Genomic DNA, 6,765 nt, shown 5'->3' with positions numbered 1-6,765 from the left:
ACCTTGAAGATGACGAGGTTGATAGGCCAGGAGTAGAAGTTCAGTAATGAATGTAGCGTACTGGTACTAATAAGTCGAGAGCTTGACTTAAAAAAAAGAAATGACTTGGAGCAAAGTAATCTTCTGAGTGGTTTTGAAAGATTAATATCTTTCAAAAAAGAAAAGAGAATATCTGGTGACGATGCCTAAATGGTTCCACCTGTACCCATACCGAACACAGTAGTTAAGCATTTAGAGGCCGAAAGTACTTGCATGGAGACGTGCTGGGAGGATAGGAAGTTGCCAGTTATGATAGGGGTATCGCCAAGCGGTAAGGCATGGGACTTTGACTCCCACATGCGTTGGTTCGAATCCAGCTACCCCTGCCATATATCGGTTCACTAGCTCAGTTGGCAGAGCACCTGACTTTTAATCAGGGTGTCCCGAGTTCGAATCTCGGGTGAGCCACCATCTCTTTGGCGCGTTGGTCAAGTGGTTAAGACACCGCCCTTTCACGGCGGCTTCATGGGTTCGAATCCCATACGCGTCACCAATCTCTCGGGCGGTTAGCTCAGCTGGGAGAGCGCTTGCCTTACAAGCAAGATGTCAGCAGTTCGATCCTGTTACCGCCCACCATTAGTAATTAATCTCCTTGTTTTCAAGGAGTTTTTTTATTTTATAAATAAATAGATGGTGATGGAGTTCACCGATAAATCTGTATAAATACAGTAATGACTCCTGTTATATTATATTTTTATTTTAAATATATATAACAGGAGTTTTTTATTTTATAAAAAGATAATAAAATAGTGAGGAGATTTTTATGAGTAATTTATTAGTTGTTATGTTAGGTTGTGCTTTGGGTGGTGCTATGCGATATTTAATCACTACATATATAAATAAATTAGGATATTTTCCTTATGGTACCTTAGCTGTAAATTTAATAGGTTGTTTCTTAATTGGCATGATAGCTACATTATTAACAGAAAAAATACAGGGAACATCACCATATCTTTCTTTATTTTTGACAGTAGGATTTTTAGGTGGACTTACTACTTTTTCATCATTTACAAATGAAACTCTAATATTGTGGCGTACAGGAGATTTCATTTCTGTATTATTAAATGTAGGCTTAAATACATTTGGTGGGCTTTTAGCAGCTTGGATAGGTAGAATATTAATCTATATGGCTTTTTAATAATAATAAAGGCGATACATTTATTTGTATCGCCTTTATCTTTATATATTGCAATATTAATGAAAAACTTTTAATAAACTTAAAACCATATAAGTCATACCAGCAGCGATTAAAGGTCCAACAGCAACTCCTTTAAAGAAAAATACACCAATCATTGTACCAATGATAAGAGATGATACAATATCTGGAGAGTCCTTCAATAAAGAGACACCAGAGCCACCAGCAACAGCAGCAAATACACCGGCTAATAAGGCCAATATACCAACAGGAGAGGTAAAACTATGTATCATCATTTGAACTGTTATTTTACCAGTAGCTAGAGGTATCAAAATGGCAATTGTAAGTAATATGATGCCATAATTTAAGCCATTTGTTTCTACGAATTGCATTAGAGCATCTAGCTGGAAAACTTTTAAAATTAAAATTACACCAACAGCATAAAAAACAGACATATTATGTCCAATATAACTTAAGGCTAAAAGTACTAAAAGAATAATATATTCATTACTCATATAAACACGTCCTTTAATTAAATTTTCTTAAATTGTTTTTCTATTGTAGCATATGGTTTTTGAAAAAACAAAAATTCTTAAAATTTTTTTCTAAAAAACTATAGCTTTTTTAATTTATTTTTGTTACAATATAACAAGTTAATGCTTTAGCTAATTAAAGTATTACAATGCAATTATAGATAATATATATTCGTATTAGGAGGAAATATTTATGAAAAAGGTATTATTGCTATGTATGTCTATGCTTTTAGGCGCAATGTTAGTAGCTGGCTGTGGAAGTGAGGAAAAAGAAACATCTTCTGCTATAGGTGGCAGTGATAAACCTATCGTTATTGGTTTAGATGATAGTTATCCACCAATGGGCTTTAAAGACGAAAATAATGAAATTGTTGGTTTTGACGTAGATTTAGCAAAAGAAGCAACAAAAAGACTTAATCGTCCAGTAGAATTCAAAGCAATTGATTGGTCTAGTAAAGAAGCTGAACTTAAAAGCGGTCGTGTAGATATTCTTTGGAATGGTTTAGATATTACTGAAAAACGTAAAGAAAATATGTTATTTAGTGATCCTTACATGAAAAATCGCCAAGTTGTCTTCGTTCCAGTTAATTCTGATATAAAATCTCTTGACCAGTTAAAAGGTAAAGTAATCGGTACTCAAAGCGGTAGTACAGCAGAAGATTTCTTAGATAATAATCAAGACTATGCTGCACAATTTGCTGAAGTAAAAAAATATGGTGATTACATTGATGCTTTCATGGATTTAGAAAATGGTAGAATTGATGCAGTAGTAACTGATGAACTCATCGGTACTTATTATATGCAAAAACATGCTGATTCCTTCAAAGAAACTGATATTGTTGTAGGTGAACCTACTGATTTTGGTATTGCATTTGCAAAAGACAATCAAGCTCTTCGTGATGAAGTTCAAAAAGTAATGAATGAAATGAAAGCTGATGGTACAATCGCTAAAATTTCCGAAAAATGGTTTGGTAAAGATATTACTACAAAATAATAAGATAAATAAAAGCGAGAACGAAAAGTTCTCGCTTTTTTATTTGGATAATATAGTTACAGCTAAAATAATGATGATAGCACCAATTAATTCAAATAAACCAAAGGAAATATTTAAGAAGATAATTGATAAAATAATAGAAGAAAAAGGTTCTAAAGAAGCAAAAACACTAATTTTTGTAGGAGAGAGATATTTTGTACTTTCAAGATAAGCACAAAATGCTATTGCTGTACCAAAAATAATGATAGCAGATAAAGTAATAGCTGTATCTAAATCCCATATGCCATTGAATTCCCATGGTTTTTGATAAAAGGACATCAAGATACCACCGACTAGCATACCCCAGCCAATGATTAGTGTGGAACGCCATTTTTTGATAATAGTTCGAGGTTGTAATGTATAAAAGGCAGCAAAGCAAGCACAAACAAGTCCCCAGATAAGAGCTTCTAAAGATATAGTTAGAGTGGAAAAATTTCCTTTAGTAACTAAAAAGAAAGTTCCGACCATAGCAAGAAAGATAGAAAATAATTCTTTAAAAGAAGGTAAGCGATGAGTGGTGAACAATAAGTAAAATACAATTACAATAGGCATTAGATATTGTAGTATAGTAGCTGTAGCAGCATTACTGTGAATGATCGTACCAAAATAAGTATATTGAACACCTAACATACCAAAGATACCAAAACAAATTAATGGAAATTTATCTTTAGTGTGCCAAATAGAAAAAATATCGCCTTTATTTAAGATGGTATCAATAGATAATAAAGTAATACCAGATAGAATTAGACGAACAGTAACAAGCCACTCGGCAGAGATGATTTTATCAACAAATAAATGTTGAGATAATACACCAGAAGCACCCCAAAGTATAGTACCTGTAACTATAAATAGTGTACCTTTTAATTGGCAAGACATAAGAACCTCCTGAAATATGAAAATAATAGATATATTCTATTATTTTTTTTATTTATTGTAAATAAGTATTGCTTTTGGAGGATTATTGTATTAAAATTTAAATAAGATATTAATTAATAATAATTATTTATTAGAATTGAATTAAGGAGAAGAAATTATGGAAATGTCAGCATTATGGAAATTAAGTTACGGAATGTATGCTATTGGCACATTAGATGGAAAAAGACCGACAGGTTGTATTGTAAATACAGTTATTCAAATCACTAGCGATAATCCAGTGATTGCTATTAGCATGAATAAAAACAACTATACTTATGATTGTATAAAACGCACAGGTAGATTTTCTGTATCTATTTTATCTGAAAAAACAACACAAAATGTAATTGCTAAATTAGGTTTTTCTTCTGGTAGAGATACAGATAAATTTGATGGCGATATTTTTGCTTGGGAATATATGGACGGACTTCCTGTAGTAAATGAAAATAGCTGTGCGCATATAACAGCAGAAGTTATTACAATGACAGAAATGGAAACTCATTATGTGATTTTAGCGCGTGTACAAGATGCAAAAGTAACTTCTGATTATAATCCAATGACTTATAAATATTATCATGAAGTAATCAAAGGTAAAGCTCCTAAAAATGCCCCTACTTATCAGGCTCCAGAAAAAATAACAGATAAAGAAACATGGGCTTGCCAAATTTGCGGATATATTTATGAAGGTGATTTAACTAAAGAACCAGAAGATTTTGTTTGCCCAATTTGTAAACAACCTAAATCTATGTTTAAAAAACAATAAGATAAATTGGTAGAATAAAAAGCTGACCATTATTAGGTCAGCTTTTTATTAATTTAGAAAATATTATTTTTTGGAACGAGCTTTAGCTTTTGCAGCTTGTTTTTTCTCTTGTTCATGTTTTGCGTAATCTACGCCCCAGCTTTTCATTTTATGTTTAAACGCTAACATTGGATGGCGTAAAAACATTTTTTTCTGAGTGCTTTGCATGATAGAGCGAAATTCTTTTGTTTGTTTAGTGCCAAAACAAGGACGGTCACAACGTTCGCAAATTGGTTTAGTAATACCATATGGACATCTACTGATTTTCGTCATTACAGTAGTGAGTAAAGCTGTACATTTTGGACAAAGTTTACTTCCAGATGTATTATGATGGCTGTGACAATAAACACCAAATGTTTTACGGATTTCTTCTTTTTCCTTAGGAACATTGTTTTTTATTTCAACCGGTTTACGTTTTGGTAAAAATCTTGAAAAAATTCCCATAGCAGTCTCCCTTGATTATATAATTATTGATTTATAAGTACTTATTTAATTTTACGGTTTATTATAATTTATGTCAAGAAATAGCATAATAGTTTGACAAGGTTTAATTTTTATGATAGTGTCATTGTTAATAAGATTAAGGTATTATTTGGAGTGTATAATTGATATGATAAAGTTAAAAAATATTGTAAAGACTTACGATACCCCAAATGGTTCAGTTCATGCGTTAAAAGATATTAATTTAGAAATTAAGCGTGGAGAAATTTATGGGATTATCGGTCTAAGTGGTGCTGGTAAATCTACATTAGTTCGTTGCATAAATATGCTAGAAAGACCGACTTCTGGTAGTGTCATTGTCAATGGTAAAGATTTGACAACAATGACAGAATCTCAGCTTCGTGAAGCGAGAAAAGATATCGGCATGATTTTCCAACATTTTAATTTATTGTCTACTTCTACAGTATACGATAATATTGCTTTTCCTTTAAAATTAGCAGGAAAATCTAAAGAGGAAATCAAGACTAAAGTAGAACCATTATTAAAATTGGTTGGTCTTGAAAATAAAGCTCATCAATATCCATCTCAATTATCAGGTGGTCAAAAACAGCGTGTAGGTATAGCTAGAGCTTTAGCTAATGATACAAAAGTATTATTATGCGATGAAGCGACATCAGCTCTTGACCCTCAGACAACAAAAGCTATTTTAGAATTAATCAGAGATATAAATAAGAAATTACAATTAACAGTAGTAGTAATTACTCATGAAATGCAAGTTATCAAAGACCTTTGCGATAAAGTTGCTGTATTAGACCATGGGGTAATTGCAGAAAATGGTACAGTATTAGAAATCTTTACTAATCCTAAAGAACCTATTACTAAGGAATTTATGAGCGTACTTAGCAGTAATGAACTTCCAGCTGCTTATCGCAATGGCAAAGTGCATAAAGAATATATAAAAGATGCAACTATGTTACTTCGCTTGACTTTTATTGGCGAGTCTGCAGACAATCCAGTAATTGCAGGTCTTATTCGTAAATTCCCTGAATTAGATATAAGCATTTTATTTGGAGATTTATCTCAAATTCAAATGGTACAATTTGGTAGAATGATAATCGGCTTAGATGGAAAAGAAGATCAGATTAAAGACGCGATAAAATCTCTAATGGAACAAGATTTAAAAGTGGAGGTGATAGGATATGTTCAGCGACGCACTCATGCTACTGCCTAAGGCATTAGGTGAAACTGTATATATGGTAGCTGTATCTATGATTGTTGCTTCTGCTATAGGTATTCCTCTTGGTGTATTATTATTGGCTACTGGTAAAAATCAAGTTTTAGAATTAGGTATAGCTAATAAAACATTATCATCTATTGTAAACTGTGTACGCTCTATTCCATTTATTATTTTAATGGTGGCAATTATTCCTTTTACAAGATTGATAGTAGGTTCTTCTATAGGTACTACAGCGGCTATTGTACCGCTTATTATAGCTTCTATACCTCTTATTGCTCGCCTAGTGGAAACTTCACTTCGTGAGGTGCCTTATGGCTTGATAGAGGCTGCTTTATCTATGGGAGCAACTCCTTATCAGATTATTAGACGTGTATTACTTCCAGAAGCTATGCCAAGTATCGTGGCACAGTTGACAACAGTTATTATTGTGTTGATTGGTGAATCTGCTATGGCTGGTGCTGTAGGTGGCGGTGGCTTAGGTGACTTGGCTATTCGCTATGGTTATCAGCGCTTTAATCCAGAAGTAATGTTGGCTACAGTTATTGTACTTATAGTATTAGTTCAAGTAATTCAATTTTTAGGTAATATGTTAGCTAAAAAATTGAATAAAAAATAATTTTATTTATGTATTAA

8 protein-coding genes, 4 tRNA genes, 1 rRNA gene and 1 riboswitch are annotated in these 6,765 nt (G+C 32.4%); of the genes, 10 read left to right on the top strand and 3 right to left on the bottom strand.

Features of this window, described 5'->3' with window-relative positions:
• The first annotated feature begins 171 nt into the window (after positions 1 to 171).
• From rrf to crcB, 6 genes are all read left to right on the top strand, one after another.
• Positions 172 to 288 (top strand): 5S ribosomal RNA (gene rrf / locus BMX03_RS05605).
• Between the two features lie 5 nt (positions 289 to 293).
• Positions 294 to 368 (top strand) — tRNA-Gln (locus tag BMX03_RS05600).
• Positions 369 to 374: 6 nt separating this feature from the next.
• Positions 375 to 450: transfer RNA gene (locus BMX03_RS05595), tRNA-Lys, on the top strand.
• Positions 451 to 457: 7 nt separating this feature from the next.
• A tRNA-Glu gene (locus BMX03_RS05590) sits at positions 458 to 532 on the top strand.
• Positions 533 to 539: 7 nt separating this feature from the next.
• Positions 540 to 615 (top strand) — tRNA-Val (locus tag BMX03_RS05585).
• A gap of 47 nt (positions 616 to 662) precedes the next feature.
• A riboswitch (Fluoride riboswitch) is annotated at positions 663 to 727 on the top strand.
• A gap of 75 nt (positions 728 to 802) precedes the next feature.
• On the top strand, positions 803 to 1,177 hold the full coding sequence (gene crcB / locus BMX03_RS05580) for a fluoride efflux transporter CrcB (RefSeq protein WP_015563066.1): 375 nt from the start codon (positions 803 to 805) through the stop codon (positions 1,175 to 1,177).
• Between the two features lie 56 nt (positions 1,178 to 1,233).
• Here crcB and BMX03_RS05575 read toward each other — a convergent pair whose 3' ends face one another.
• Complete coding sequence (locus BMX03_RS05575) at positions 1,234 to 1,689, bottom strand: DUF441 domain-containing protein (RefSeq protein ID WP_018999781.1); 456 nt, start codon at positions 1,687 to 1,689, stop codon at positions 1,234 to 1,236.
• A gap of 211 nt (positions 1,690 to 1,900) precedes the next feature.
• On the opposite strand from BMX03_RS05575, the gene BMX03_RS05570 reads away from it, so the two are divergent.
• Positions 1,901 to 2,701, top strand: coding sequence for an amino acid ABC transporter substrate-binding protein (locus tag BMX03_RS05570; RefSeq protein ID WP_022228258.1), 801 nt, complete (start codon positions 1,901 to 1,903; stop codon positions 2,699 to 2,701).
• A gap of 39 nt (positions 2,702 to 2,740) precedes the next feature.
• Here the strand turns inward: BMX03_RS05570 and BMX03_RS05565 are convergent, their stop codons facing one another.
• The gene (locus BMX03_RS05565; RefSeq protein WP_015563070.1) at positions 2,741 to 3,616 is read right to left on the bottom strand and encodes a DMT family transporter; all 876 of its coding nucleotides are present in this window, start codon (positions 3,614 to 3,616) and stop codon (positions 2,741 to 2,743) included.
• Between the two features lie 157 nt (positions 3,617 to 3,773).
• Here BMX03_RS05565 and BMX03_RS05560 point away from each other — a divergent pair, with 157 nt between their 5' ends.
• The gene (locus BMX03_RS05560) at positions 3,774 to 4,415 is read left to right on the top strand and encodes a flavin reductase family protein (RefSeq protein ID WP_022228256.1); all 642 of its coding nucleotides are present in this window, start codon (positions 3,774 to 3,776) and stop codon (positions 4,413 to 4,415) included.
• Positions 4,416 to 4,478: 63 nt separating this feature from the next.
• On the opposite strand, the gene BMX03_RS05555 is transcribed toward BMX03_RS05560, so the two are convergent.
• Positions 4,479 to 4,898: a nitrous oxide-stimulated promoter family protein gene (locus BMX03_RS05555; protein WP_018999784.1), complete on the bottom strand. Its 420-nt coding sequence runs from the start codon at positions 4,896 to 4,898 to the stop codon at positions 4,479 to 4,481.
• Between the two features lie 166 nt (positions 4,899 to 5,064).
• Here BMX03_RS05555 and BMX03_RS05550 point away from each other — a divergent pair, with 166 nt between their 5' ends.
• Complete coding sequence (locus tag BMX03_RS05550) at positions 5,065 to 6,126, top strand: methionine ABC transporter ATP-binding protein (protein ID WP_022228255.1); 1,062 nt, start codon at positions 5,065 to 5,067, stop codon at positions 6,124 to 6,126.
• Positions 6,095 to 6,748 carry a methionine ABC transporter permease gene (locus BMX03_RS05545; RefSeq protein WP_022228254.1) on the top strand — a complete coding sequence of 218 codons (654 nt, stop codon included), beginning with the start codon at positions 6,095 to 6,097 and terminating at the stop codon, positions 6,746 to 6,748. Before BMX03_RS05550 ends, BMX03_RS05545 begins: the two co-directional genes overlap by 32 nt.
• The last annotated feature ends 17 nt before the right edge of the window (positions 6,749 to 6,765 follow it).

This window comes from Megamonas sp. Calf98-2 (genome assembly GCF_900110235.1).
In the GTDB taxonomy this organism is placed as follows: domain Bacteria; phylum Bacillota; class Negativicutes; order Selenomonadales; family Selenomonadaceae; genus Megamonas; species Megamonas funiformis.
The sequence above is the reverse complement of the archived record's forward strand: the minus strand, read 5'-3'. Positions and strand labels throughout refer to the sequence as shown.